Origin of the sequence: Citrobacter sp. Cb080 (assembly GCF_030334745.1) — a bacterium.
Lineage (GTDB): Bacteria > Pseudomonadota > Gammaproteobacteria > Enterobacterales > Enterobacteriaceae > Citrobacter > Citrobacter braakii.
Genome location: NZ_JAOWDG010000029.1, coordinates 103,980 through 128,719, shown reverse-complemented (window position 1 = coordinate 128,719; position 24,740 = coordinate 103,980). Strand labels below are relative to the sequence as shown.

Below are 24,740 nucleotides of genomic sequence, written 5' to 3'. Positions count from 1 at the left end.
CATGATTTAACGATCCCAGTACGACTCTTCGAGGCTATCTTCGCGTTCCGGCAAACCGCGCGTCAGGCGCGGGGAATGCTGGTTCAGCACCTGATAACTCACGCGATTCGCATATTTACACACCTGGGCTAACGACGAATAGGTCAGCCAGGTGAACTTGTGCTTGCTGGAGTTAGGCACGTTGCTGCGGTGATAGCTGTTAGCGGTAATATCATGCAGCAATGCCGCCAGCGCGCCGTCGCCAGCGCCGTTGGTATTCATGATCTTCTCTGGACCGCCCATATACGGTGCGATGTGCGAATACACACGCAGCGGATTGGTACAATCTTTATGGCGCATGGCGCGGCTAAACTCGTACTGGTTGAATTCGGCAATGGCCCCAGGCAGCAGCGGATGCTGGGTTTTACGTTTGACTTCTTCTTCCGTAAAGCCCGCCATATAAAGACCCGCCGGACCCGCTGTGCACAGCACCAGATCCACCCAATCCAGCGCCTTGTCGGACGCCAGCAGCGGATCGTTTTCGCCGGTCAGCGCTTCGGCCTCTTCTTCATTCATCGCCAGAATTGAGACATGCTCTTTCAGGAATGCCTGCCACCACTGCGGATTATCGGCAATGACAAATTTGGTGCCCAGCGTCAGTACCACCGGTACATTGTGTTTTTTAGCAAATTCGATCGCCTTCATGGTCGCTTCCGGCATTGGCTCGCCCGGCTCGCAGCGCACCAGATAGGACGTCAGCACCAGCGCGGACGCTCCGGCAATCACCGATTCAGGGATGCTATCCGCCCGCAGCTTGTTCATATGCCCTGGGCTGATTGCAAAGGTACGCTCACCGGACTCGCCAATCAGCGTAAAGCAGCGACCAATCGGTCCATCTACGCCCTGCAGGTAGTTCAGATCGGTACGACTGGAGGTATTGCATAAATAGCGGTACGCATAGCTGCCAATCTCGATATTGCTGCACATCACACCCAGCAGCACCGAGCGGTCATCCGCCAGCACGGAGTAGTTGTGCATCGTATTACCGATAGTACCGCCCGCAAACTGATGGGTGATCAAATTTTCACGTACCAGTTCCTGGTAGAGCGCTTCAGCGACATCATCTGCAATCACCAGAGAGTGCCCGGCGCTTAATCCATAACGTTTTACAAAGTTATCATCAACTTTGGCTTCAATATCCACCAGCGTCTGGTCAATACCCACCACCCAGGCTGCGCTGGTTTCATTTTCTGGCTGAATTTGTTGCAGCAACGGATCGCGCGCGCTGACGGGGAAATAGTGTTTGGATTTACGTTTACCGGGAAATTTCATGGTCGATTTTACGGGTGGTTAGCTGAGCGATGCATGGTAGCACATTCCCCGCTGCGCATGCGATGCGGCGCTGAGTTTCAATATCGGACGGTGAGATCGCAGTTTATCCGGGATGAATTTCTACAATAACTCACCTTCACAAGGAGCGCTTTATGAAGCCGGAAAACAAGATCCCCGTACTCGACAACATTTCGGATGAAATGAAAAGTGTGGTGAATTTTCATCGCGAAGATTTGCCACCGTGGCCCGCTGCCGATGACTTTGTGGCCCAGCGTAAACACTACATTCATGAACGGCAGTTGTGGAATGCTGATGCCCCACAGATGAATACCCGAGAATGCGTTATTTCCACCGCATGCGGCCCCGTTGCCACACGAATTTACGCTCCGCTGCCCCATAGCCAGGCGACGCTATATTACCTGCACGGCGGCGGTTTTATTCTCGGTAATCTGGATACCCACGATCGCATTATGCGTTTACTGGCGCGCTATACGCAGTGCACGATAATTGGCATCGACTATTCGCTTGCGCCAGAGGCCCGCTACCCGCAAGCCATCGAAGAGATTGTCGCCGTCTGTCAGTACTTTTATCAGCACGCTGGCGATTATTCCCTTAATGTGAATCATATTGGTTTTGCGGGCGATTCCGCCGGGGCCATGCTGGCGCTTGCCAGCGCGTTGTGGTTGCGGGATAAACAAATTGCCTGCGGCAAGGTGGCTGGCGTGCTGTTGTGGTATGGGCTTTACGGCCTGCAGGATTCACTGAGCCGACGGCTAATGGGCGGCGCCTGGGATGGTTTAACCCGCGAGGATCTGCAGATGTACGAAAAGGCGTACCTGCGTAGCGCCGACGATCGTGAATCACCATACTATTGCCTGTTTAATAACGACCTGACGCGCGACGTGCCGCCGTGCTTTATCGCCGGTGCGGAGTTTGATCCGCTGATTGACGACAGCCGCTTATTGTTCCAGACGCTACAGGCGCATCAGCAGCCCTGCCAGTACAAAATGTACCCCGGTACGTTGCACGCCTTCCTGCACTATTCGCGGATGATGAAAACCGCCGACGATGCGTTGCGGGAGGGCGCGCGTTACTTCAGAGCGCAGCTTTAACGGTAGGCTGCGGTCAGTTTAACCATCATTTCGATATGTTCCGGTGTGGCATTCAGCGCCGGAATATACTCATATTGCTTACCGCCTGCCTCAAGGAAAATCTCCCGGTTTTGCACCGCTATCTCTTCCAGCGTTTCGAGACAATCAGCCGCGAAGCCCGGACACATGACCTGGATATGTCGGGTCCCTTTCTCCGCCAGCATTTTTAACGTTTCATCGGTATATGGCGTCAACCACGGTTCACGGCCAAAACGAGACTGGAAGGTCATCATCACTTTTTCCGGCGGCAAGCCAAGCGCTGAAACCAGCTCACGAGTCGTATCGCGACAACGCTGCGGGTAGTCATCGCCTTCATCGGCGTAGCGCTGCGGAATGCCGTGATAGGAAAGCAGCAGCAAATCGGGTTCACCATGTTGAGCAAACGAATCACGGGCGCTCTTGGCCAGCGCATCAATGTAGCTGCTGTCATCAGCGTAATCACGAATAAATGAGATACCAGGAATACTGCGTTTACGCGCTAAGATTCGCGCCAGTTCATCCCAGACTGCCGCCACGGTAGAACAGGAATATTGCGGGTACAGCGGTAACACCACCATGTGTTCAACTCCGCTTGCCAGCAGTTCATCGACCGCGCTTTCAAGCGACGGTGAACCGTAGCTCATCCCCAGCGCGACAGGCGTATTTGGCAGACGTTGTGCCAGCGCCTGCTGTTGCGCCTTGCTGTAGACCATCAGCGGGGAACCGTCTTCCATCCAGATTGACTGGTACAGCTTCGCCACGCGTGGCGCACGCAGCGGCAAAATCACACCACGCAGCAGCGGCCACCACAGCGCAGGTGACGTATCGACTACGCGTTGATCGCTTAAAAACTGGCGCAGGTAGCGCTTAACGGCTTCGGGGGTTGGGGCATCGGGAGTGCCGAGGTTTGCCAGCAGGATACCGGTTTTCGTCTGACGCATTACCGCCTCTTATCGATTCAAATTGTTGATAATTGTAGCGGAAAAGCGATAAAGAAGAACTAATTGCTGTGAAAGGTAAGACGAGAATTTGCCTGATGGCGCTGCGCTTATCAGGCCTACATAAAATCGTAGGCCGGATAAGGTGTTTACACCGCCATCCGGCATTGACTGCGCTAAAACTTAACCGAGGATTTTTTCCAGCGCTGCGCGAACGTCAGCCACAGCCTGGGTGCCGTCAACTTTCGCGTATTTGGTGTTACCCGCCTGCGCTTCTTTAGAGTAGTAGCCGATCAGCGGAGCGGTCATCTGATGGTATTCCACCAGGCGCTTACGTACGGTCTCTTCCTGATCGTCTTTACGGGTGGTCAGCTCTTCGCCGGTCACGTCGTCTTTGCCTTCAACCTTAGGCGGGTTGAATTTGATGTGGTAAACGCGGCCAGAAGCAGCGTGTACGCGACGACCCACGATACGGTCAACGATCAGCTCGTCCGGAACGTCGAATTCAAGAACGTAGTCCACGTTGATACCTGCTTCTTTCATGGCATCAGCCTGCGGAATAGTACGCGGGAAGCCATCAAGCAGGAAACCATTACGGCAGTCTTCCTGAGCAATACGCTCTTTTACCAGCGCGATCACCAGCTCATCAGTCACCAGCTTACCGGCGTCCATGATGTCTTTCGCTTGTTTGCCCAGCTCGGAGCCAGATTTCACGGCAGCACGCAGCATATCACCGGTGGAGATTTGCGGAATACCATACTTCTCCATGATGAACTGAGCCTGAGTTCCTTTACCCGCGCCCGGAGCGCCAAGCAGAATGATACGCATTACGAAAATCCCCTTAAAGGTTGTCGATATTTTTTAAAAAGCGCTAAACGATACCACCATCACGCAATTGGCTCAAGGAAGACGCCCGACGCTGAAACGGTTAACGATGGGAAAATTAAAAATGAGGAGAGAAAATGCCGGATCGCGGTGTAAACACCGTATCCGGCCAGGGATCGACGAGATGGTGTAAGCCGGACACGCGTTAGCATCATCCGGCATTACCTTACGGCTATCAGGACACCAGCAACTGGTTCATACGACGAATGAACTGGTTTGGATCTTCCAGCGTGCCGCGTTCAGCAAACAGCGCCTGATCCAGCAGCAGTTCAACCCACTCTTTGAACTGCGCTTCGTCCTGGGTATCCGCTGTGCGTTTGACCAGCACGTGGTCCGGGTTGAGTTCAAAGATATATTTCACTTCCGGTACGGCCTGGCCAGCAGCTGCGAACAGTTTCGCCATCTGGGTGCTCATTTCGTCCGCATCGGTGGTAACGATGGCCGGCGTGTCGGTCAGACGGTGAGTCAGACGCACTTCTTTTACGCGATCGCCCAGCAGGATTTTCACGCGCTCAACGAACGGCGTCAGCGCTTTTTCCGCTTCTTTTGCCGATTCGTCAACGTCATCCGCCAGCTTGTCGATGGACTCGTCAGCTTTGGCTACGGACTGGAATGCCTTACCGTCGAACTCGGTCAGGTAGTTCATCATCCACTCATCGATACGGTCAGAAAGCAGCAGCACTTCGATGCCTTTCTTACGCAACAGTTCCAGGTGCGGGCTGCTCTTCGCCGCCGCATAGCTGTCTGCGGTGATGTAGTAGATTTTCTCCTGCCCTTCTTTCATACGCGACACGTAGTCTTCCAGCGACACGGTTTGTGCGGAGGAGTCAGTGTGCGTGGACGCGAAGCGCATCAGCTTAGCGATCGTTTCCTGGTTAGCGTTGTCTTCCGCCGGGCCTTCTTTCAGCACCAGGCCGAACTGTTTCCAGAAGGTCTGGTATTTTTCCGCGTCGTCTTTCGCCAGTTTTTCCAGCATCTGCAGTACGCGTTTGGTCAGCGCGCTACGCAGGTTACGGGTGACGGTGCTGTCCTGCAGGATCTCACGAGAAACGTTCAGCGGCAGATCGTTAGAATCTATCAGGCCACGCACAAAGCGCAGGTAATTCGGCATGAACTGCTCGGCGTCGTCCATAATGAACACGCGCTGAACGTACAGTTTCAGACCATGCTTGTGATCGCGGTTCCACATATCCCACGGAGCCTGAGACGGGATGTACAGCAGGCTGGTGTACTCCTGCTTACCTTCCACACGGTTATGACTCCAGGTCAGCGGATCAGTGAAGTCGTGCGCGATATGTTTGTAGAATTCGTTGTACTCGTCGTCTTTGATTTCCGACTTGTTACGGGTCCACAGCGCCTGCGCCTTGTTGATCTTTTCCCAGGAAACTACGGTCTCGCCGTCTTTCTCTTCGGATTTTTCGATCTCTACCGGCAGCGCGATATGGTCGGAATATTTGCTGATGATGGAACGTACGCGCCAGTCATCAAGGAACTCGTCTTCGCCTTCGCGCAGATGCAGCGTGATTTCGGTGCCGCGATCGTCTTTGGTGATGTCGGCAACGGTGTACTCACCTTCACCCGCAGATTCCCAGAACACGCCGTTTTCCGGTTTATCGCCCGCTGCGCGGGTACGCACGGTGACTTTATCCGCCACGATGAACGCAGAGTAGAAGCCAACCCCGAACTGGCCGATCAACTGGCTGTCTTTTGCCTGATCGGATCCCATGGATTCAAGGAAAGATTTAGTACCGGATTTCGCAATGGTCCCCAGATGATCGATAACGTCATCACGGTTCATCCCCACGCCGTTATCGGCAATGGTCAACGTACGCTTATCTTTATCGAAGGAAACACGCACACGCAGCTCACCGTCACCTTCATACAGGTCCGGGTTAGACAGTGCGCGAAAACGCAGCTTGTCTGCCGCATCCGAGGCGTTAGAGATAAGCTCACGCAGGAAGATTTCTTTATTGGAATACAGAGAATGGATCATCAGGTGCAGAAGCTGTTTTACTTCTGACTGAAAACCACGAGTTTCTTGTCCTTTCATGTAGGTCTACCTCAACAATGCCATTTTCAATGGTAAAAACAGGTTGAGGGTGAAATGGGGACAAGCGGAAAGGATTTCAAGCGGAAGCCGCCGTCGCGGCCTCCGTTTGTTCAGAATTTAATCTTGTGTCGTCCTGCCAGAGAGTGCGACAGCGTGGTGCCATCGACCATTTCCAGCTCGCCACCAACCGGAACGCCATGGGCGATACGGCTGGCCTCAACGTCATATTGCATGCAAAGCTCAGCAATATAGTTGGCGGTCGCCTCTCCTTCGACCGTGGGATTGGTCGCCAGGATCAGTTCGCTGATTTGCTCAGATGCCAGCCGCTGCTCAAGACGATCCAGCCCGATATCATCAGGACCAATACCGTCCAGCGGCGACAGGTGTCCCATCAGCACGAAGTAACGTCCGGAAAATTGCCCGGTTTGCTCAATGGCGTAGATGTCCGCCGGACTCTCCACCACGCAAATCTGACCGTTTTCCTGGCGACACGGGTTCGAGCAGATGTTGCAGACGTCCTGTTCTGTGAATGTGCGGCAATCGGCACAGTGGCCGATTTCCGACATCGCCTTCGTTAACGCCTGCGCCAGACGCATCCCGCCGCTGCGATCGCGCTGAAGCAGCGTGAACGCCATGCGCTGCGCAGACTTCGGGCCAACGCCCGGCAGACAGCGCAGCGCTTCCATAAGCTGAGTTAACAGCGGGCTGGTTTGCATCAGAACGGCATCTTAAAGCCAGGCGGCAGCTGCATTCCGGAGGAAACAGAGGCCATCTTCTCTTTCTGCGTCTCTTCAATACGGCGCGCGGCGTCGTTGAATGCCGCAGCAACCAAGTCTTCCAGCATCTCTTTGTCGTCTTCCAGCAGGCTTGGATCGATCTCCACACGACGGCAGTTATGCGCGCCGTTGATGGTTACTTTTACCAGACCCGCGCCAGATTCGCCGGTCACTTCCAGCTTGGCGACTTCTTCCTGCATCTGCTGCATTTTTTCTTGCATCTGCTGGGCCTGTTTCATCAGGTTACCCAGACCGCCTTTACCAAACATAGGCTTCTCTCTCAATCACGTTAAGGGATGACGACCGTCAAACCGTAATGGCTGACGATCAAATGGGGCGAATACTCTCTTCGTCCAGGTCCGCATCGAAAAAACGACGCAGCGTCTGAATGTTATTATCCGCAATAATCGACTCACGCGCCTGCGCGAGTTTCTCTTCATAAATGGCCTGACGCCACTCCAGCGGCGTGCGCACCGCTGGATTATCATCTTCAACGATGGTCAATTCAACCGTTGACCCCGTTAAGGAACTCAATGCTTCGGCCAGTTTTTGCTGCGCGCCGCTGGAGTTAAGGTGTCGCTGCGTGGAACGCAGGTGCAGGCAAACCACGTTGCCATTCTCTTCTTTCCAGGCATTAAGCGCCACCTGCTCCACCAGTTTAGGCAGCGAGAGCTGGCTTACCTGTGCAGCCCACGGGTCGCGTTCGATGGCCTCAGCCGCCAGCTTTGCCGCCAGTTCTGGCGTTTTTTCATGCTCAAGCGCTTTTTTCAGCGCTTTCGGCGTAGCGACGACCTCTTTGACTTCTGCAACAGGATTGGTCGCTTTCCAGCGATACGCTTCTTTCTTCGCTGGCGCTTTTTCCAGCGCAGAGACCGCTGGACGCGCCTGAACACGTTCCGACACCGAAGCCAGTCTTTCCAGCGCAGCATTATTCACCGGCCGCGCGCGGGAAGCGGCTGCCGGTTCACTCTTTTTTGGTTTGGTTGCTCCCTGAGCGCGTTGCAGCTGGCTGCGTGCCGCCAGCACCTGGCTGGTAGCATCGGAGAGCGGTACATTCTGTTGCTGTTGCGCTGCCGCAGGCTGCTGCGGCACCTGCGTCGGGTTCATCACCGCAGTGGGGGCGACCGGGGCAAAAGACTGTCGCGGGGCTTCAGGTTCCGGGAGCGGCATGCGCGGATGAAAAGCCAGCGCACGTAGCAGCGTCATTTCAACGCCCATTCGCCTGTCCGGCGCATACGGCAGTTCTTTGCGCCCGATTAACAGGGTCTGGTAGTAAAGCTGCACATCGGTTGGCGGGACGATTCGCGCCAGTTCGCGCATACGCTGTTCAATGGCGGCCATATCGCTGCCGAGCGCGGCAGGTGAAAGCTGAACCATGGCAATACGATGCAGCAGAGCCGACATCTCAACCAGTAGCGCTTCCCATTCAATACCGCGCGCGGCGGCATCGTTCACCAGCGTCATAACGCGTTCGCCGTCCGCAGCCACAACCGCTTCAACCAGCGAAAGCGCCTGGTCGTCGTCCAGCGTACCAAGCATGGTGCTGACCGCGTCGGTCGAGACCTGACCATCGCCGCTGGCGATCGCTTGATCGGTCAGGCTCAGCGCATCGCGCAGGCTGCCGTCCGCGGCGCGAGCCAGCAGTTGCAACGCACGTGGCTCATGGGCGATATGCTCTTCTTTGAGGATATGCTCAAGCTGATGGCGAATCTGTTCGACATCCAACGCTTTAAGATGGAATTGCAGACAGCGCGACAGGATAGTCACCGGCAGCTTCTGCGGATCGGTGGTCGCCAGCAGGAACTTAACGTGTGCGGGCGGCTCTTCGAGCGTTTTCAGCAAGGCGTTAAAACTGTGGCGCGACAGCATGTGCACTTCGTCAATCAAATAGACCTTAAAGCGACCGCGCGCTGGCGCGTACTGGACGTTATCCAGCAGGTCACGGGTGTCTTCGACTTTGGTGCGTGAGGCGGCGTCGATTTCAATCAAATCGACAAAGCGCCCCTGCTCGATTTCACGGCAGTTATCACACACGCCGCACGGCGTAGCGGTGATGCCGGTTTCACAGTTTAATCCCTTCGCCAGCAAACGGGCGATTGACGTTTTCCCGACGCCACGGGTGCCGGAAAACAAATAAGCATGATGAATACGCCCTAACGACAAGCCGTTCGCCAGTGCCGTCAGCACATGTTCCTGGCCGACGACGTCAGCAAAGGTTTGTGGGCGCCATTTTCGGGCTAAGACCTGATAACTCATTGGCAGGCTCTGAAAGGCTGGAGGGTGGATTCACAGGGGGATAATGCTAACACAACCTCGCAGCGACGGCGAGGTTGTGTGTCTCGGTATTAATCTGCCGAGATAAGATATCCCGAAATTAGTGGCCCGGGAATGGAACCAGGCTATAACAGGTCAGTCCCTGCTTTTCCAGACGCTGCTCGCCACCCAGATCAAACAGGTTAATGATAAATGCAGCATCGGTCACTTCGCCACCCAGACGGCGGATCAGTTTCACGGTCGCTTCAATCGTGCCGCCGGTTGCCAGCAGGTCGTCCACAACCAGGACTTTATCGCCAGGTTTGATGGCATCAACGTGGATTTCCAGTTGATCGGTGCCGTATTCCAGCTCATAGCTCTCAGCAATAACTTCACGCGGAAGCTTACGGGGTTTACGTACCGGAACAAAACCAACGCCCAGACCCAACGCTACCGGCGCGCCAAACAGGAAGCCACGCGCTTCGGTACCAACCACTTTAGTGATACCCGCATTTTTGTAGCGTTCAACCAGCAATTCAATACTGAGGGCGTAGGCTTTCGGGTCTTCCAGTAAACTGGTGACATCACGAAAAAGAATGCCCGGTTTTGGGTAATCGTGGATGCTTTTGATGCTATTTTTGAGAAACTCAAGCTGCTGTGCAGTCGCGGTCATAAGTTTGTGCCTGATTAATACAGTATTACTTCACGGCGCACTATACACTTCATCCTCGACGTATCTTGAATGATTTTGTGTCTGTATAAGAGCCAAGGTTATATTTGCTTAACCTTTGACCACCTGCGCCTGTGCTCGAAAACGGTCGAATTTACTGGCTGTGAGAGACAATTGCAACAGCGTTTATTGCGCTTTACTGCTTTTGTTGTTTTTCATCAATCACCGGGATCCGCCACATAAAAATCAGTAAACAGGCGAGAATAACCAGCAGCAGGCCGCGTACCCACATCATATTGACCAGCCACAGTGAAATACTAAACGTTACCAGGATCAACAAAATAGCGCGCGGCTTTGCTCCCGGCGGCATCGCGCGGTGTTTTTGCCAGTGGCGCAGATACCCGCCGAACCACGAACGGTACAGCAACCAGTCGTGAAAACGCGGCGACGAGCGAGCAAAACACCAGGCGGCCAGCAAGATAAACGGCGTTGTCGGCAACAGAGGCAATACAACGCCCAGCGTTCCTAACACTACCGCTATCCAGCCTATGATGATTAGAATAATGCGTTGCATAATATGAATACTTAACACAGAGAATCGCTACTTTATCATAACAGTTCTCATTTTCATCGGAGTGTTGTCGTGAAAACCGTCATGCTGCTTCAGACGCTCGAAAACCAGCTTAACCGCTTGCGGCAGCGTTGTGCCCCACTGGCACACCATGCCACGCTTAGCGCCCGCTTTGACAGGCATCTGTTTCACACCCGCAGCACGTTGCTACAGGCCTGTCTGGATGAAGCTGATGATAATCTCACTGCTCTACGTCGCGCAGTTGAACAGCAACAACTACCACAAATTACCTGGCTTACGGAACACCTTGCCTCACAGTTAGAGGCGATTTCACGTGAAACCGCCAGTTGGTCGCTCCGGGAGTGGGACTGCGCCTCTCCTGGTCTGGCGCGCTGGCAGCGTAAGCGAGTTCAACACCAGGAGTTTGAGCGCCGCCTGGTTGAAATGACGCGTGAACGTAAAGAACGCCTGGCACAGGTTACGGGCTTTGAAGAACAGCAAAAACTGCATCGCGAAGTAGAGGCATTCGAAGCACGACTGGCACGCTGTCGTCATGCACTGGCAAGAATAGATAACATGCTGGCGCGTTTAACCCGCTAATCCCCGGAGAATTTATGTCATTAGAGAACGCCCCAGATGAAGTCAAACTGGCCGTCGATTTGATTGTCCTGCTTGAAGAGAATCAGATGGAGCCTGAAACAGTTCTGAAAGCACTGGAGATTGTGAAGCAGGATTACGAGAAGAAACTGCTCTCTTTATCTAAAAAAGAGCGGTAACTGAAAACCTGATGGCGTTGCACTTATCAGGCCTACGAATGAATCGAAGCTCGCAGGCCTGATGATTATTTCTGTTAACCTACCGAAGGCGTCGGATCATCACCTTTAATGATGTCACGCTTAACCTCGGTCACGGTGTCACCTTTCGCGTTATGCAGATGAACTTCGAGCTGGTTAAAGGCGATATCAATGTCATTTTCACGGCACAAACGATCGACCGCCCGGTTAAGTTCATCAACCGTGTGGCTACGATCGCGCAATTCACGCACGTATAAACGCAGCTCATGATCCAGCGTGCTGGCGCCGAAGGCGGTAAAGAACACTGCAGGCTCCGGATCGTGCATCACTTTCGGGTGTTCTGTCGCCGCCTGCAACAGCACCTTCTTCACTTTGTCCAGATCCGAACCATAGGCCACGCCAATGCGGATCACCAGACGCGTGGTGGTATCGGAGAGCGACCAGTTGATCAAACGCTCCGTCACGAATGCTTTGTTCGGGATGATCACCTCTTTACGATCGAAGTCAGTAATGGTGGTGGCACGGATACGGATCTTGCTGACCGTTCCGGAGAACGTACCGATGGTCACGGTATCGCCGATGCGTACCGGGCGTTCAAACAGAATAATCAGACCGGAAACAAAGTTACCGAAAATTTCCTGCAAGCCGAAACCAAGACCAACCGAGAGAGCAGCGGCCAGCCACTGTAGCTTATCCCACGAAAGGCCGAGCGATCCGAAGACCGTCATCGCACCGATGGCGATGATGGCGTAATTCAGGATCGTGGTGATCGCATAAGAAGCCCCCTGGCGCATCTTCAGTCGCGAGAGCACCAGCACTTCCAGCAGGCCGGGTAAGTTGCGGATCAGCGCCCACGCGACCATTGACGCAATAATCGCAAACAACAGGCTGCCCATGGTGACGTCTTTCACCACTGCCGCACCCGCTTCGGTGCCGTTGTAATGCCAGAGCGTTATGCTGTCGAGATAGCTGAACACGGTGATCAAATCAGACCAAATGGCCCAGAACAGAACACCAAACAGGGCAACCATCACCAGCATGGTTATACGCAGCGTTTGCTGGTTAACCTGCTCCAGCGCAATAGTCGGTTCTTCCTGCGGCTCTGCGCCTTCGGCCCCTTCTTTCACCAGGTTTTGACGACGCGCTAACGCACGACGCCAGGCGATACGACGAGCCGCTACGCTCAACCCTCGCAGCACCGTCTGGTACAGCAGATTCCAGAGGATAACCAGATAAACCGTTTCAATCCAGCGGCCCGCCAGGCGCAGCGTGGTGTAGAAATACCCTGTCGCCGTCAGCACCATTAATGCAATCGGAATAATAGACAACACGGTAATAGTGACCAGACGCAGACCATGCGACTCTTTGTCACGCCAGCTTTCGCGGCACATTGGCCATACCAAGAAGGCGATCAGCAGCAGGTTGAGGAAAATGACCACCTGGCCAAGCACATCGTCCATCAAATTAAGCGGCGACAGCTCAGCAATGACCGACCAGAAGTTAAGCGGCAACAGCGCAAGGCTAATACGCACAATCTGGCGACGCCAGTGGCTGGTCTGCTTCGCTGGCATGCCAAAATGACGTATCGCCACGCCATCTTTTTCCAGCACCTTCCAGCACAGACCAAACACCAGCCAGAAGATGGTCATCTTCTTACTGAACGCCCACAGCAGGTCGCTAATATTCAGTTGCATAGTCAGCAGAATCAGACCCACCGCGAGGATAATCAGACACGCCGGCAAGGCTCTGATGAGATCGATCAGAATCGCTTTTGGCGTATTAAGCTGACTGTCATTGCGCAGGTTCCCCACCGCGGCGGCTAATGTTGCCTGATAATCCTTCAGCCACTTCAAACGCCAGCGGATTAACCCGGCGATAAGCAGCAGCGGCAGCCCTGCCAGGAACGCAATAAATACGGCGGGCCAGGCTTTTTCCCAGTTCACCGTGATTTTCATCGACTTAAACTGGTCTTTTAGGGTTTGCGGGAAGGCTTTGATCCAGTCCCAGTCCATCGGACGGTTACTGTTAACCCAGAAGATTTGCTGCGTGAGGATCTCTTTCAGGTTTTTCGACACGCTCATTAACTGCTGCTGGTTGATTTGCAGATTAATCGCCATCATCAACTGGTTGCCCAGTTGCTTATTTAGCTGATCCAACAGTTCACGACGCATATCCACGACCTGCAGCAGGGCATCATGGACTTCAGGGTTAACGTCGTTGCTGTGCCCTTCTTCCAGTTTGGCGACAAACGCATCATTCTGGAACAACGTATCGCGCTGCTGGTTAACTTCGAACTGCTCCAGACGCAAATCGGCGATCCGGTTGGTCATATCGGCAAGCTCATCCGCCGACGGCAGCGTTTGTTGTTGCTGATATAAAATGCGCGACAGCAGCAGACTGCCTTTCAGAACGGCGATCTGCTCTTTAATGTTGCGTTCGGATTGCAGCGCGCGGTCAAGCCAGTTTTTGACCTTGATATTTTGCTGCATCAGGCTGTTGCCGTTTTCAGTCGCGGCAATCAGGCGCTGGCTGAGCTGATGGTTAACATCAAGCTCCTGCTTCACTAACGGATTGGACTGAATACGCTCGGCTTCGTCCGGCGTTACCGCTTCCTGTGCCGTCTTTTCGGTTAACGTCAGTCGTTTGCTGTTCACCGCCTCTTGCAGGAGCTGGAGCTGGTGTTCAAGGCGGTTACTGTGCGCCGTCACATAATCGCGTTGTTTTTGCAGGGTATCCTGCAAAACGGTATTCCCTTCGAGGCTCTTACGCTGCTGGTCGATCTGCGCGTTCAGCAACGCTTGCTGCGCCTGCAGCAGCACCTGCTGGCTGGGGCGTAAAGCCGCCTCTCCCACAGTGGTGCCATCGAGTCGATTGCGGATTTGCTGCATCTGTTGCGACGCGGTGTACATCGCATTTTGTACGCGCTCTGGCTGTGTCTGCAGCGATACCAGTTGGCTGTTGTAAGCGGCCAGATCGTTTTGCGAGCTTTGCAGGTCATCCAGGACCTGCGACACGCGCGACTCAAGCTGTCGTAAGGAGAGCGTACTCAGCGTTTTTCGCGTTTCATCGTCATTATCGACATCGCTAAGCGAATTTAGCGCATCCGTCGCCTGACGCATTTTCTCCGGCGCCTGGGCAACTTTTTGCCGAAGCTGTACGGTTTCATCCTTCACACGATCGATTTTATCCAGCGTGGCAATGGTATCGATGAGATCCTGTTGAACCAGCTTATCCTGTGCGGAGAGATCTTTTTGTTTATTCAGCGTGTCTAACTGGCTCTGAATATCCGCTTTCGTCGGCAGTTCACCACTCTGTTGCGCCCGCGCAAATGCAGATGACTGGCAGGATAGCAATAGAATGAAGAAAAGAATGGTAATAGCAATAAGATGCTGTGAACGTTTATAGAGCTGCAACATAGTCATGAGAATGAAGGTTTCTGAACCGGAAAAGTGACCGAAAATAGTCAAGCGGCAAGAATATCACGGCTGTGACCGGCAGAATAGCAGGAGGCAAAATGACCAGGAGAATTCCTGGTACAGACCCAGAGAGTTAACAGGTTTCCGCTACGTTAACCCGCAAGGTTGGGCAGAGAAGACACATCTCAAGCAGCACGGCGACGTATTCCCGAGCCTCTTTTTTCAGATCAAAAGATTCAGGGGCAAATAACCAGTTCTCGATAATTCCGGTAACATAACTACGCAGCAGCACCGCCACGCGACGCGTGTTCAGATTTTCCGGCAGCATGTTGGCGTTCATGCAGTGCCGCAATGTTTGTTCGATACGGTCGTAATTTTCAATACACAGACTGCGTTGAGCTAGCTGAACTGAGGCCATTTCCCCGACAAATTCGCATTTGTGGAATATAATTTCCAACAATAAACGTCGGCGTTCTTCTGTCACGGTAGCTTCAAGAACGTAAATTAAAATTTCTCTTAATACTGATAGTGGATCGTCGGGGAATTTTGCCTGATACTCAGTCTCTAACTCATCAATGTTAGGTTTTGCTAGCTCCCAGATTTCACTGAATAAATCCGATTTGTTTTTGAAATGCCAATAGATCGCGCCGCGCGTGACACCAGCGGCTGCTGCGATCTCCGCAAGCGAGGTGGATGATACCCCTTGTTGCGAAAACAAACGCAGAGCGACATCGAGAATGTGCTGTCGAGTTTCCTGTGCTTGTTGTTTGGTTTTTCGTGCCATAGGTCAGTGAATTTACAGGCGTTAGATTTACATACATTTGTGAATGTATGTACCATAGCACGACGATAATATAAACGCAGCAATGGGTTTATGGGCTTTCAGCCATTGATCAATTTGAAATCGGACACTCGAGGTTTACATATGAACAAAAACAGAGGGTTAACGCCTCTGGCAGTCGTTCTGATGCTCTCAGGCAGCTTAGCGCTAACAGGATGTGACGACAAACAGGCCCAACAAGGGGGCCAGCAGATGCCAGAGGTTGGAGTTGTTACGCTCAAAACTGAACCTCTACAGATAACAACCGAACTCCCGGGTCGCACCAGTGCGTATCGCATTGCAGAAGTTCGTCCTCAGGTTAGCGGTATTATCCTGAAGCGTAATTTCACGGAAGGTGGTGACATCGAAGCGGGTGTATCTCTCTATCAGATTGATCCTGCTACTTACCAGGCCGCTTATGAAAGCGCAAAAGGCGATCTGGCAAAAGCACAAGCCGCAGCAAATATCGCTCAACTGACGGTCAAACGTTATCAGAAACTGTTGGGTACTAAGTACATCAGTCAACAGGATTACGATAGTGCACTGGCAGACGCACAACAGGCGAACGCCTCCGTTGTCGCCGCGAAAGCCGCGGTAGAAACTGCACGCATCAATCTGGCTTATACCAAAGTGACGTCGCCGATCAGCGGCCGCATTGGTAAATCATCCGTTACTGAAGGCGCTCTGGTGCAAAACGGTCAGGCAACCGCACTGGCAACCGTTCAGCAGTTGGATCCCATCTATGTGGACGTGACGCAGTCAAGCAACGATTTCCTGCGCCTGAAACAAGAGTTGGCCAACGGCACGCTGAAGCAGGAAAACGGTAAAGCGAAAGTCGAACTGGTGACCAATGACGGCATTAAATTCCCGCAGTCCGGTACGCTGGAATTTTCTGATGTCACGGTAGATCAAACCACCGGGTCGATTACGTTACGCGCAATCTTCCCTAACCCGGATCACACCTTACTGCCGGGTATGTTCGTCCGTGCTCGTCTGGAAGAAGGGACTAACCCAACTGCATTACTGGTTCCACAGCAAGGCGTTACCCGCACACCGCGTGGCGATGCCAGTGCATTGGTTATCGGTGCAGACAACAAAGTTGAAACCCGTCAAATTGTCGCCGCACAAGCGATTGGCGACAAATGGTTAGTCACTGATGGACTTAAACCGGGCGACCGCGTGATTGTCACTGGGCTGCAAAAAGTACGTCCTGGCGCGCAGGTAAAAGCGCAGGAAATCACCGCTGATAACAACCAGCAAGCTGCAAGCGGTAGCCAGCCTGAACAGTCCAAGTCTTAACTTAAACAGGAGCCGTTAAGACATGCCTAATTTCTTTATCGATCGCCCAATATTTGCGTGGGTGATCGCCATTATCATCATGTTGGCAGGGGGGCTCGCGATCCTCAAATTGCCGGTAGCGCAATATCCGACTATTGCACCGCCAGCAGTGACGATCTCCGCGACCTACCCTGGCGCTGATGCCAAAACAGTACAGGATACTGTTACGCAGGTTATCGAACAGAATATGAACGGTATCGATAACCTGATGTACATGTCCTCAAACAGTGACTCCACGGGTACCGTGCAGATCACGCTTACCTTTCAGTCTGGTACTGATGCGGATATCGCGCAGGTACAGGTGCAGAACAAACTGCAGCTGGCAATGCCGCTTCTGCCGCAGGAAGTACAACAACAGGGTGTGAGCGTTGAGAAATCATCCAGTAGCTTCCTGATGGTTGTCGGCGTAATCAACACCAACGGCACCATGACGCAGGAGGATATTTCCGACTACGTGGGCGCCAACATGAAGGATGCCATCAGCCGTACTTCAGGTGTGGGTGATGTTCAGCTGTTCGGTTCCCAGTACGCGATGCGCATCTGGATGGATCCGAACAAACTGAATAACTTCCAGCTGACGCCGGTTGATGTGATCAGCGCCATCAAAGCGCAGAACGCCCAGGTTGCAGCCGGTCAGTTAGGCGGTACGCCGCCGGTGAAAGGCCAGCAGCTTAACGCTTCGATCATCGCGCAAACCCGTCTAACCTCCGCCGATGAGTTCAGCAAAATTCTGCTGAAAGTGAATCAGGACGGTTCCCAGGTGCGTCTGCGTGACGTAGCGAAAGTAGAACTGGGTGGCGAGAACTACGACATCATTGCGAAGTTCAACGGTAAACCGGCATCCGGTCTGGGTATCAAGCTGGCGACAGGCGCTAACGCCCTAGACACTGCAAACGCTATCCGCGATGAACTGAAGAAGATGGAACCGTTCTTCCCGTCAGGTCTGAAGATCGTTTACCCGTATGACACCACGCCGTTCGTGAAAATCTCTATTCACGAAGTAGTGAAAACGCTGGCGGAAGCCATCATCCTCGTGTTCCTGGTAATGTATCTGTTCCTGCAGAACTTCCGCGCGACGCTGATTCCGACTATCGCCGTGCCGGTGGTGCTATTGGGTACGTTTGCCGTCCTTGCGATTTTCGGCTTCTCGATAAACACGCTGACGATGTTCGGGATGGTGCTCGCCATCGGCCTGTTGGTGGATGACGCCATCGTTGTGGTCGAGAACGTTGAACGTGTAATGGCTGAGGAAGGGCTACCGCCGAAGGAAGCAACGCGTAAATCGATGGGCCAGATTCAGGGCGCACTGGTTGGTATCGCTATGGTGCTGTCAGCGGTATTTATTCCGATGGCCTTCTTCGGGGGATCTACCGGTGCAATTTACCGTCAGTTCTCCATCACCATTGTTTCGGCGATGGCGTTATCAGTCCTGGTGGCATTGATTCTGACCCCTGCCCTGTGTGCGACCATGCTCAAACCGGTTGCTAAAGGCGATCACGGAGAAGGCAAAAAAGGTTTCTTCGGCTGGTTTAACCGCATGTTCGATAAGAGCACGCACCATTACACCGACAGCGTGGGCGGAATTCTGCGCAGCACCGGTCGTTATCTGGCGCTGTATCTGATCATCGTCGTGGGTATGGCCTATCTGTTTGTTCGTCTGCCAAGCTCGTTCCTGCCGGATGAAGACCAGGGGGTATTCCTGTCAATGGCTCAGCTGCCAGCGGGTGCAACGCAAGAGCGTACCCAGAAGGTGCTGGACGAAATGACGGATTACTATCTGACCAAAGAAAAAGCGAACGTTGAATCGGTGTTTGCCGTTAACGGCTTCGGTTTTGCAGGACGTGGTCAGAACACCGGTATCGCGTTCGTGTCTCTGAAAGACTGGAGTGAACGTCCAGGCGAGGAGAACAAGGTTGAGGCAATTACTCAACGTGCGATGGGCGCATTCTCGCAGATTAAAGACGCGATGGTCTTCGCTTTTAACCTGCCAGCGATTGCGGAATTAGGGACCGCGACCGGTTTCGACTTCCAGCTGATTGACCAGGCAGGTTTAGGTCATGAGAAGCTAACCCAGGCGCGTAACCAGCTGTTTGGTGAAGTTGCGAAACATCCTGATCTGTTAGTCGGCGTACATCCTAACGGTCTGGAAGATACGCCACAGTTCAAGATCGATATCGATCAGGAAAAAGCGCAGGCTCTGGGTGTATCCATTAGTGATATTAATACAACGCTGGGTGCAGCATGGGGCGGAAGCTACGTAAATGACTTCATCGACCGTGGTCGTGTGAAGAAAGTTTACATCATGTCTGAAGCGAAATACCGTATGTTGCCGGAAGATATTGGAAACTGGTATGTCCGCGGTAGCGATGGACAGATGGTACCGTTCTCCGCCTTCTCTACCTCACGTTGGGAATATGGTTCACCGCGTCTGGAACGCTATAACGGTCTGCCTTCCATGGAAATCTTAGGCCAGGCCGCACCGGGTAAAAGTACCGGTGAAGCCATGGCAATGATGGAGGAACTGGCCAGCAAACTGCCATCCGGTATCGGCTATGACTGGACCGGTATGTCCTACCAGGAACGACTGTCCGGCAACCAGGCCCCTGCTCTGTATGCCATTTCACTGATTGTCGTATTCCTGTGTCTGGCGGCATTGTACGAGAGCTGGTCAATTCCGTTCTCCGTCATGCTGGTGGTACCGTTAGGTGTTATCGGTGCATTGCTGGCGGCAACGTTCCGCGGCCTGACCAACGACGTTTACTTCCAGGTAGGCCTTCTCACAACCATTGGGTTGTCGGCGAAGAACGCGATACTTATCGTCGAATTCGCCAAAGACTTGATGGATAAAGAGGGTAAAGGTCTGATAGAGGCGACGCTGGATGCGGTCCGCATGCGTTTACGTCCGATCCTGATGACATCGCTGGCCTTTATTCTGGGCGTAATGCCGCTGGTTATCAGCTCCGGCGCAGGCTCCGGCGCGCAGAACGCCGTTGGTACTGGCGTAATGGGCGGGATGGTGACGGCAACCGTGTTGGCTATCTTCTTTGTTCCGGTGTTCTTTGTGGTGGTACGCCGCCGCTTTAGCCGCAAAAGTGAAGATCTTGAGCATAGCCACTCAGTAGACCATCATTGATAGATCTCTAAAGATAAGGCCGCGCAAGCGGCCTTTTTTCTGGAAAAATCATAAAAATCACTTATTGCTATTTCGTTTATTTTCTCCAGGGTAAATAAGCGATATAATCCCTGTAGCCTTAAAGGCTATTCTTAAAAATCATTGAGAGTTCTTATTTACTTTAATAAATATTAAGATTATTCCTGGTAAGCGGTTCACATTGTCGATTGTTACCTTTCGTTGCTAAACCTAATCAAGATAACTCGATGATTGCCCGAAGAATAAAGAAATTGTCCGATTCCGAATAACCGCATTTATCTGTTAAAATGTAAAAATGACCTGACATCATAAGTTTGCATAATTGTAATTTTTCGTGATATGACGATGAAATCTTTTTTAGACTAGATTATAGTTAAATCATCAGGAGTCGCGGGCAAGTTCCAGGTAGTCTGTTGTATCCATCCCGAAGGTGTTCGGTTAGTTTAAGCCACGAAGAAGGGGATGCGTTATGGATGAATACTCACCCAAAAGACATGATATCGCGCAGCTTAAATTTCTCTGCGAAACCCTGTATCATGACTGTCTTGCAAACCTTGAACAAAGTAACCATGGCTGGGTTAATGACCCTACCTCTGCCACCAGCTTGCAGCTCAATGAACTGATAGAGCATATTGCAACCTTCGCACTTAATTATAAAATTAAGTACAATGAGGACAATAAGCTGGTCGCGCAGATAGATGAATACCTGGATGACACTTTTATGTTGTTCAGCAGTTATGGTATTAATACGCAGGATCTGCAGAAATGGCGGAAGTCAGGTAATCGACTGTTTCGCTGTTTTGTCAATGCCACCAGGGCTAATCCTGTTAGTTTGTCTTGTTAAAAATTATTACAATCATAGGTAAGATTTATGTCCGATAAACCATTAACTAAAACTGATTATTTGATGCGCCTGCGACGTTGTCAGACAATTGACACACTTGAGCGCGTTATTGAAAAAAATAAATATGAATTGTCCGACAACGAACTGGCTGTATTTTACTCAGCAGCAGATCACCGCCTTGCTGAATTGACTATGAATAAGCTCTACGACAAGATTCCAACTTCTGTTTGGAAATTCATTCGCTAATTGCTCACGGGTTAAGTCAGGTATAGCGGTACATTTGTCTGGCTGACCATTTTCGTATTTACAATGGTTATTTAAATCAAATCACGTGACTACGATCACAACGAAGAAATGGGAACGTTCCCCTTGTTTGCATTGCGTTTTACTGTGTTGAAATGACCTCCAGTACACAGGAAATTCGTAATGAGTAATGAAAAGCAAAAAATGATCGCCGGTGAACTTTATCGCCCGGCGGATGAAACATTGCGCCACGACCGACTACGCGCTCGTCAGTTGACCCATCGCTACAATCTCACCGCTCCCGATGAAAAAAATGCGCGACAAGCCATCCTGCATGAGCTGTTGGGCCAGAGCGAAGGGGCTTACATTGAACCCTCTTTTCGTTGTGATTACGGCTATAACATCTATCTCGGTAAAGAATTTTACGCCAACTTCGACTGCGTTATGCTCGACGTCTGCCCAATCCATATTGGCGACAACTGCATGTTAGCCCCAGGAGTCCATATTTATACCGCCACCCACCCGCTGGATGCCACCGAGCGAAACAGTGGCATGGAGCTCGGCAAACCCGTGACTATTGGCCACAACGTCTGGATAGGTGGACGCGCAGTGATAAACCCTGGCGTAACGTTGGGTGATAACGTGGTTGTGGCCTCGGGCGCGGTGGTCACGAAAAGCGTTCCGGCAAACTGCGTGGTTGGGGGCAATCCCGCCAGGATTATCAAAACGCTGTGATCTTAAATGTAACTGTTATGCTAAATTGTGGTTAATCTGTTACTTTCTTCACAAGGTATCCCCTTTTAAAATAGGGCGATCGCATCTGAATATCGCAGACACCACAAAGGCAAGAGATGACAGAAATACAGCGCCTGCTTACCGAAACCATCGACGACTTAAATATTCGCGAAAAGCGCGACAACAAACCGCGCTTTAGCATCAGCTTTATTCGCAAACATCCCGGCTTGTTCATCGGCATGTATGTTGCGTGGTTTGCCACGCTGGCGGTGATGCTGCAGTCAGAAACGTTAGTCGATTCAGTATGGCTGCTGGTGGTTCTGTTCGTCATACTCAACGCGTTTTTCTTTTTCGACGTTGCGCCGCGATACCGCTTTGAAGATATCGACGTACTGGATTTCAGAGTTTGCTATAACGGGGAATGGTATAACACGCGCTTTGTCCCCCCTTCACTCATCGATACCATCCTGCACTCACCTTCCGTCGATAGCGAACATAAAGCGCAGCTGCAAAAGATGATATCGCGTAAGGGTGAACTCTCGTTTTACGATGTCTTTACGCTAACCCGCCCCCAGACCAGCCAGTAACCACATCTCAACGCAGATAAAAAAGTGCGTCCCGATGAAGGAAACGCACTTTAATCCCTGAAATGTTGGTAAAGAAACTAACGTCTTTTTTTACGACCCTGAACAGCTTTAAAGCGCGGATTCGTTTTGCAGATTACGTACAAACGCCCTTTGCGTTTCACTATCTGGCAGTCAGGATGACGCTGTTTTGCACTACGAAGTGAATTGAGTACCTGCATCTTAACCTCGCTTAGTGCCAATAAAATGACCAAAACGTTTCTGGAAACGTGCTGCACTGCCTTCATTATCAAAGGTTTTTTGTTTCCCGGTATAGTACGGATGCGATTTGGAAGAGATATCCAGGGTCACGTACGGGTAAAGTTTCCCCTCAAACTCAATCTCACGTTCCGTTTTAATGGTCGAGCCGACCTTAAAAAATTCATTGGCGCTGGTATCGTGAAACACCACAGTACGGTAAAAAGGATGAATATCCGGCTTCATGGTAACCTCAATTTGTTACGTTATAACATAACCATCAAAATACACCACTCTTGTATAAATCACAACCTGGTTTACGCGATTAAGAGTTAAACGGGATGATAAGTGGCCGTAAATATATGATGCCAATCGAATAGCTTTTTCGGCTTTCGGATATACTTTCCCTACGCTGTGTTAATAAGGATATCACTGTGATAACACGACATCTGATAAGCCTGGTGACTGGGGTGCTGTTTCTTTCCATCCTCGCGCCCGTAGGTTTAAGCCTGTGGCTGGCGCATCGTCAGGTCGAAACGAAATTTATCGATGAGCTCGATATGTTCTCAACCCGAGTCGCATTACGTACGGAACGCGTAGGTGAACAGGCCAAAAAAGCGTTGCGCCATATTGAAGCTTTTCAGGGTGAACCTTGTAGTGAAGAGCATCTGCTTGAAATGCGTCGTTTGTCATATAGCTATCGCTATATTCAGGAAGTGCTGTACCTCAAAGATAACGTTCCACAATGCTCATCCCTGGAAAAAAGAAGCCGGGCAGCCGCGTTTCCTCCTGCAATGAAAATCACGCCCGATGGCTACCACGCATGGTTGACCATGCAAAACGATTTGGGCATCAAGCGTTTTATGGCGGCATTAGGTAGCAAGCATTACGTCGTGATGATCGATCCCGGTTCTTTTATTGATGTCATCCCGTTTGGCTCATGGCCGATTGAAGTCGCTATCCTTGGTACCGCGCGTAACACGGTGGTAGCCAGTAGCACCGATCTGCCACCGGATGTTTTACAACATGTGCAACTAGAGCATTCGATTACCCATCTGCAGAAAGACGGCAGTATTTATAACGCCCGCCCCTTCCCCGAACTGGGCATTACGGTTGTAACCTGGGCATCCACTGTACCTTTGCAAAAAAGCTGGCACCGACAAGCGCTAATCTGGCTGCCGGCAGGGATCCTTCTCGGCTTACTCACCGCAGCCTTTATTCTGCGTATTTTGCGCCGTTTGCAGTCCCCTCATCACCAGTTGCAGGACGCTATCCAGCATCGGGATATCAAGGTCTACTACCAACCGATTATCTCGCTCAAAACGGGGAAAGTGGTCGGGGCAGAGGCGCTGGCTCGCTGGCCACAGGCCGACGGGAGCTATCTGTCGCCTGAGATTTTCGTCGCACTGGCGCAAGAGACCGGGCTTTCAGAGCCGCTCACCCGTTTGATTATTGAAAGCGTATTTGACGATTTAGGAAAATGGCTGCGTCAATATCCCCACCAGCATATATCCATTAACCTTGAGTCAGCCGATCTGACCTCCGAAACACTTCCTGCTCTGTTAAGCCAGAAGGTGAACCACTGGCAACTTAAGCCTGCACAAATCGCGCTGGAACTGACCGAACGCGAATTTGCCGACCCAAAAAATAGCGCGCCGTTTATTACTAAATACCGACAGGCAGGCCATTCGATCTATATTGATGACTTTGGTACCGGCTATTCAAGTCTTAGCTATTTGCAGGATCTGGATGTGGATATCTTGAAGATCGACAAATCGTTCGTCGATGCGCTGGAGTACAACAACGTCACGCCGCATATCATCGAGATCGCGAAAACGCTGAAGCTGGAGATGGTGGCAGAAGGTATTGAAACCGAGAATCAGGAAGCCTGGCTACGCCAGCACGGCGTGCAGTACGGTCAGGGCTGGCTCTACAGTAAAGCGCTGCCGAAAGCGGAATTTATTCTGTGGGCAGAAAAACGGCTTTAGCATGGC

Annotated in this window: 23 protein-coding genes and 1 other annotated feature; of the genes, 10 read left to right on the top strand and 13 right to left on the bottom strand. The window is 52.0% G+C overall.

The features are described 5' to 3' along the window. Nucleotides 1-6 precede the first annotated feature (6 nt). Nucleotides 7-1,311 (bottom strand): inosine/guanosine kinase, encoded by a 1,305-nt coding sequence (gene gsk / locus OGV38_RS04905; protein WP_016152086.1) that lies wholly within the window; start codon nucleotides 1,309-1,311, stop codon nucleotides 7-9. A 152-nt stretch (nucleotides 1,312-1,463) separates the two neighbouring features. On the opposite strand from gsk, the gene aes reads away from it, so the two are divergent. After that, nucleotides 1,464-2,423, top strand: coding sequence for an acetyl esterase (aes, locus tag OGV38_RS04900; RefSeq protein WP_269518659.1), 960 nt, complete (start codon nucleotides 1,464-1,466; stop codon nucleotides 2,421-2,423). Here the strand turns inward: aes and hemH are convergent. The 8 genes from hemH to OGV38_RS04860 form a co-directional block, all read right to left on the bottom strand. After that, on the bottom strand, nucleotides 2,420-3,382 hold the full coding sequence (gene hemH / locus OGV38_RS04895; protein WP_016152084.1) for a ferrochelatase: 963 nt from the start codon (nucleotides 3,380-3,382) through the stop codon (nucleotides 2,420-2,422). The genes aes and hemH overlap by 4 nt on opposite strands. Before the next feature lie 180 nt (nucleotides 3,383-3,562). Continuing rightward, on the bottom strand, nucleotides 3,563-4,207 hold the full coding sequence (adk, locus tag OGV38_RS04890; RefSeq protein ID WP_003021773.1) for an adenylate kinase: 645 nt from the start codon (nucleotides 4,205-4,207) through the stop codon (nucleotides 3,563-3,565). Between the two features lie 232 nt (nucleotides 4,208-4,439). Next, the gene (gene htpG, locus OGV38_RS04885) at nucleotides 4,440-6,314 is read right to left on the bottom strand and encodes a molecular chaperone HtpG (RefSeq protein WP_016155877.1); all 1,875 of its coding nucleotides are present in this window, start codon (nucleotides 6,312-6,314) and stop codon (nucleotides 4,440-4,442) included. 110 nt (nucleotides 6,315-6,424) lie between these two features. Beyond that, on the bottom strand, nucleotides 6,425-7,030 hold the full coding sequence (recR, locus tag OGV38_RS04880) for a recombination mediator RecR (RefSeq protein ID WP_286473000.1): 606 nt from the start codon (nucleotides 7,028-7,030) through the stop codon (nucleotides 6,425-6,427). Continuing rightward, the gene (locus OGV38_RS04875; RefSeq protein ID WP_003021764.1) at nucleotides 7,030-7,359 is read right to left on the bottom strand and encodes a YbaB/EbfC family nucleoid-associated protein; all 330 of its coding nucleotides are present in this window, start codon (nucleotides 7,357-7,359) and stop codon (nucleotides 7,030-7,032) included. Before OGV38_RS04875 ends, recR begins: the two co-directional genes overlap by 1 nt. Before the next feature lie 58 nt (nucleotides 7,360-7,417). Continuing rightward, on the bottom strand, nucleotides 7,418-9,346 hold the full coding sequence (gene dnaX / locus OGV38_RS04870; protein WP_019076181.1) for a DNA polymerase III subunit gamma/tau: 1,929 nt from the start codon (nucleotides 9,344-9,346) through the stop codon (nucleotides 7,418-7,420). Then, nucleotides 8,021-8,085 (bottom strand) — a sequence feature (DnaX frameshifting element). Its footprint overlaps the gene before it by 65 nt. 118 nt (nucleotides 9,347-9,464) lie before the next feature. Further along, a complete protein-coding gene (gene apt / locus OGV38_RS04865) occupies nucleotides 9,465-10,016 on the bottom strand; it encodes an adenine phosphoribosyltransferase (protein WP_006685676.1) in 552 nt (183 codons plus the stop codon). A gap of 193 nt (nucleotides 10,017-10,209) precedes the next feature. After that, the gene (locus tag OGV38_RS04860) at nucleotides 10,210-10,587 is read right to left on the bottom strand and encodes a DUF454 family protein (RefSeq protein WP_029139439.1); all 378 of its coding nucleotides are present in this window, start codon (nucleotides 10,585-10,587) and stop codon (nucleotides 10,210-10,212) included. Nucleotides 10,588-10,656: 69 nt separating this feature from the next. Between OGV38_RS04860 and priC the strand changes: the two genes are divergently transcribed. Together priC and rsmS are read left to right on the top strand one after the other, a co-directional pair. Beyond that, nucleotides 10,657-11,184 (top strand): primosomal replication protein N'', encoded by a 528-nt coding sequence (gene priC, locus OGV38_RS04855; protein WP_103283557.1) that lies wholly within the window; start codon nucleotides 10,657-10,659, stop codon nucleotides 11,182-11,184. Nucleotides 11,185-11,198: 14 nt separating this feature from the next. Continuing rightward, on the top strand, nucleotides 11,199-11,360 hold the full coding sequence (rsmS, locus tag OGV38_RS04850; protein ID WP_019076177.1) for a pleiotropic regulatory protein RsmS: 162 nt from the start codon (nucleotides 11,199-11,201) through the stop codon (nucleotides 11,358-11,360). A gap of 74 nt (nucleotides 11,361-11,434) precedes the next feature. Here the strand turns inward: rsmS and mscK are convergent, their stop codons facing one another. Both mscK and acrR read right to left on the bottom strand, forming a co-directional pair. Beyond that, nucleotides 11,435-14,800, bottom strand: a complete 3,366-nt coding sequence (mscK, locus tag OGV38_RS04845; RefSeq protein WP_286472999.1) for a mechanosensitive channel MscK — start codon at nucleotides 14,798-14,800, stop codon at nucleotides 11,435-11,437. A gap of 127 nt (nucleotides 14,801-14,927) precedes the next feature. Continuing rightward, the gene (gene acrR, locus OGV38_RS04840) at nucleotides 14,928-15,578 is read right to left on the bottom strand and encodes a multidrug efflux transporter transcriptional repressor AcrR (protein WP_016152075.1); all 651 of its coding nucleotides are present in this window, start codon (nucleotides 15,576-15,578) and stop codon (nucleotides 14,928-14,930) included. A gap of 141 nt (nucleotides 15,579-15,719) precedes the next feature. On the opposite strand from acrR, the gene acrA reads away from it, so the two are divergent. From acrA to OGV38_RS04810, 6 genes are all read left to right on the top strand, one after another. Next, nucleotides 15,720-16,913, top strand: a complete 1,194-nt coding sequence (acrA, locus tag OGV38_RS04835; protein ID WP_016152074.1) for a multidrug efflux RND transporter periplasmic adaptor subunit AcrA — start codon at nucleotides 15,720-15,722, stop codon at nucleotides 16,911-16,913. Nucleotides 16,914-16,935: 22 nt separating this feature from the next. Further along, nucleotides 16,936-20,085, top strand: coding sequence for a multidrug efflux RND transporter permease subunit AcrB (gene acrB, locus OGV38_RS04830; RefSeq protein ID WP_286472998.1), 3,150 nt, complete (start codon nucleotides 16,936-16,938; stop codon nucleotides 20,083-20,085). 487 nt (nucleotides 20,086-20,572) lie between these two features. Beyond that, nucleotides 20,573-20,947 carry an Hha toxicity modulator TomB gene (gene tomB, locus OGV38_RS04825; protein WP_019076175.1) on the top strand — a complete coding sequence of 125 codons (375 nt, stop codon included), beginning with the start codon at nucleotides 20,573-20,575 and terminating at the stop codon, nucleotides 20,945-20,947. 27 nt (nucleotides 20,948-20,974) lie between these two features. Continuing rightward, entirely contained in the window at nucleotides 20,975-21,193 is a 219-nt protein-coding gene (gene hha, locus OGV38_RS04820) for a hemolysin expression-modulating protein Hha (RefSeq protein ID WP_002892050.1), read from the top strand. Nucleotides 21,194-21,373: 180 nt separating this feature from the next. Further along, nucleotides 21,374-21,925 carry a maltose O-acetyltransferase gene (gene maa, locus OGV38_RS04815; RefSeq protein WP_016155874.1) on the top strand — a complete coding sequence of 184 codons (552 nt, stop codon included), beginning with the start codon at nucleotides 21,374-21,376 and terminating at the stop codon, nucleotides 21,923-21,925. A 116-nt stretch (nucleotides 21,926-22,041) separates the two neighbouring features. Then, the gene (locus tag OGV38_RS04810) at nucleotides 22,042-22,512 is read left to right on the top strand and encodes a YlaC family protein (RefSeq protein WP_016152071.1); all 471 of its coding nucleotides are present in this window, start codon (nucleotides 22,042-22,044) and stop codon (nucleotides 22,510-22,512) included. A 77-nt stretch (nucleotides 22,513-22,589) separates the two neighbouring features. Here OGV38_RS04810 and ykgO read toward each other — a convergent pair whose 3' ends face one another. Together ykgO and OGV38_RS04800 are read right to left on the bottom strand one after the other, a co-directional pair. Then, entirely contained in the window at nucleotides 22,590-22,730 is a 141-nt protein-coding gene (gene ykgO / locus OGV38_RS04805; protein WP_005125190.1) for a type B 50S ribosomal protein L36, read from the bottom strand. A 1-nt stretch (nucleotide 22,731) separates the two neighbouring features. Continuing rightward, the gene (locus OGV38_RS04800) at nucleotides 22,732-22,992 is read right to left on the bottom strand and encodes a type B 50S ribosomal protein L31 (RefSeq protein ID WP_181626390.1); all 261 of its coding nucleotides are present in this window, start codon (nucleotides 22,990-22,992) and stop codon (nucleotides 22,732-22,734) included. A gap of 188 nt (nucleotides 22,993-23,180) precedes the next feature. Between OGV38_RS04800 and pdeB the strand changes: the two genes are divergently transcribed. Then, complete coding sequence (gene pdeB, locus OGV38_RS04795; protein ID WP_286472997.1) at nucleotides 23,181-24,734, top strand: cyclic di-3',5'-guanosine monophosphate phosphodiesterase PdeB; 1,554 nt, start codon at nucleotides 23,181-23,183, stop codon at nucleotides 24,732-24,734. Nucleotides 24,735-24,740 lie beyond the last annotated feature (6 nt).

Bases quoted from the DNA above. Each gene is read 5' to 3' on its own strand.
- tomB (WP_019076175.1), top strand. From the start codon at position 20,573: ATGGATGAATACTCACCCAAAAGACATGATATCGCGCAGCTTAAATTT.
- acrR (WP_016152075.1), bottom strand. From the start codon at position 15,578: ATGGCACGAAAAACCAAACAACAAGCACAGGAAACTCGACAGCACATT.
- OGV38_RS04860 (WP_029139439.1), bottom strand. From the start codon at position 10,587: ATGCAACGCATTATTCTAATCATCATAGGCTGGATAGCGGTAGTGTTA.
- gsk (WP_016152086.1), bottom strand. From the start codon at position 1,311: ATGAAATTTCCCGGTAAACGTAAATCCAAACACTATTTCCCCGTCAGC.
- htpG (WP_016155877.1), bottom strand. From the start codon at position 6,314: ATGAAAGGACAAGAAACTCGTGGTTTTCAGTCAGAAGTAAAACAGCTT.
- hemH (WP_016152084.1), bottom strand. From the start codon at position 3,382: ATGCGTCAGACGAAAACCGGTATCCTGCTGGCAAACCTCGGCACTCCC.
- recR (WP_286473000.1), bottom strand. From the start codon at position 7,030: ATGCAAACCAGCCCGCTGTTAACTCAGCTTATGGAAGCGCTGCGCTGT.
- OGV38_RS04875 (WP_003021764.1), bottom strand. From the start codon at position 7,359: ATGTTTGGTAAAGGCGGTCTGGGTAACCTGATGAAACAGGCCCAGCAG.
- rsmS (WP_019076177.1), top strand. From the start codon at position 11,199: ATGTCATTAGAGAACGCCCCAGATGAAGTCAAACTGGCCGTCGATTTG.
- OGV38_RS04800 (WP_181626390.1), bottom strand. From the start codon at position 22,992: ATGAAGCCGGATATTCATCCTTTTTACCGTACTGTGGTGTTTCACGAT.
- acrB (WP_286472998.1), top strand. From the start codon at position 16,936: ATGCCTAATTTCTTTATCGATCGCCCAATATTTGCGTGGGTGATCGCC.
- hha (WP_002892050.1), top strand. From the start codon at position 20,975: ATGTCCGATAAACCATTAACTAAAACTGATTATTTGATGCGCCTGCGA.
- maa (WP_016155874.1), top strand. From the start codon at position 21,374: ATGAGTAATGAAAAGCAAAAAATGATCGCCGGTGAACTTTATCGCCCG.
- mscK (WP_286472999.1), bottom strand. From the start codon at position 14,800: ATGACTATGTTGCAGCTCTATAAACGTTCACAGCATCTTATTGCTATT.
- adk (WP_003021773.1), bottom strand. From the start codon at position 4,207: ATGCGTATCATTCTGCTTGGCGCTCCGGGCGCGGGTAAAGGAACTCAG.
- dnaX (WP_019076181.1), bottom strand. From the start codon at position 9,346: ATGAGTTATCAGGTCTTAGCCCGAAAATGGCGCCCACAAACCTTTGCT.
- OGV38_RS04810 (WP_016152071.1), top strand. From the start codon at position 22,042: ATGACAGAAATACAGCGCCTGCTTACCGAAACCATCGACGACTTAAAT.
- acrA (WP_016152074.1), top strand. From the start codon at position 15,720: ATGAACAAAAACAGAGGGTTAACGCCTCTGGCAGTCGTTCTGATGCTC.
- ykgO (WP_005125190.1), bottom strand. From the start codon at position 22,730: ATGCAGGTACTCAATTCACTTCGTAGTGCAAAACAGCGTCATCCTGAC.
- aes (WP_269518659.1), top strand. From the start codon at position 1,464: ATGAAGCCGGAAAACAAGATCCCCGTACTCGACAACATTTCGGATGAA.
- apt (WP_006685676.1), bottom strand. From the start codon at position 10,016: ATGACCGCGACTGCACAGCAGCTTGAGTTTCTCAAAAATAGCATCAAA.